1 protein-coding gene is annotated in these 791 nt (G+C 60.1%); it reads left to right on the forward strand.

Annotation, left to right across the window (positions count from 1 at the left end; all coding sequences use genetic code 11):
• The first annotated feature begins 473 nt into the window (after positions 1 to 473).
• On the forward strand, positions 474 to 734 hold the full coding sequence (locus AC5ZGW_RS46620; protein ID WP_130232013.1) for a hypothetical protein: 261 nt from the start codon (positions 474 to 476) through the stop codon (positions 732 to 734).
• Positions 735 to 791: the final 57 nt, after the last annotated feature.

Here is a 791-nt window from a genome sequence, read left to right on the forward strand (position 1 = left end):
TGCGTCCCGAACGCAGTGAGCATCTTCTAAGTTGTTGATTTTTCTTGATGCTGCAGGTGCTTCCGTCCCGTTTTGTTCACGGTCGTTTCACCCAATTCATTGCGATTTCGTTGCGCTCAGGGATGAGAACAGTGATGGCTGCGCCAAGGTCGCAGCCAACAGTTCGCCTCGTCGAATAGCCGGTCCAAATCCGGAGGGCGTCGAGAATTGCCCCAAGCGCGAATCCCGGGACTACGTCACCCAGTGCGCCAGGACCATTATGCGCGTCAGCGACAGACCGACCGCGAGCGCGCGGATTGACGCGAAGCCTGCAAGGGCATGGAGGACGCCGCCGCAGACCTGCGCTGATCGGAGCCACGCAGCGCGTTGAGCACTATGAAATCGCCGGGTCTTTCGGCGGCCGATCGCGACCGTGAGCCTGGTCCATGACGAAACCCTCATGCGCTTCATAACGGAGCGGACATGCGCCTTCCATGCTGAGCACCGAAGCGTTTCGCGGTACCGCAACTTCAGTCACTGCATTGCCTTTCCACGCATCACCCGTTTCGGTCTTCGCCTTGCGCTTCGATCTCGGCGTGACACATCGAGACGGCCCGCTTCAGTTCGGCCAGCTGCCCGCGAAGCGCGTCGGCAAGGCGCTGTCTGGCGAAGATCGCGGCTTTCCTCGAACGGGCGAAGAGCTGCATTGGGCATGCAATCCCACGATAATGGTTCGCTCGCAGTCGATGGGTTAAGACTGAAGAAGGTCACGGGGACCCTCAGCTTGCGTTAGTGACCGCATCAGTTCCCCC

It is taken from the genome of Bradyrhizobium sp. Crot121 (assembly GCF_059512385.1).

Coding starts and splice junctions, on each gene's coding strand:
- AC5ZGW_RS46620 (WP_130232013.1), top strand. CDS start 474: ATGCTGAGCACCGAAGCGTTTCGCGGTACCGCAACTTCAGTCACTGCA.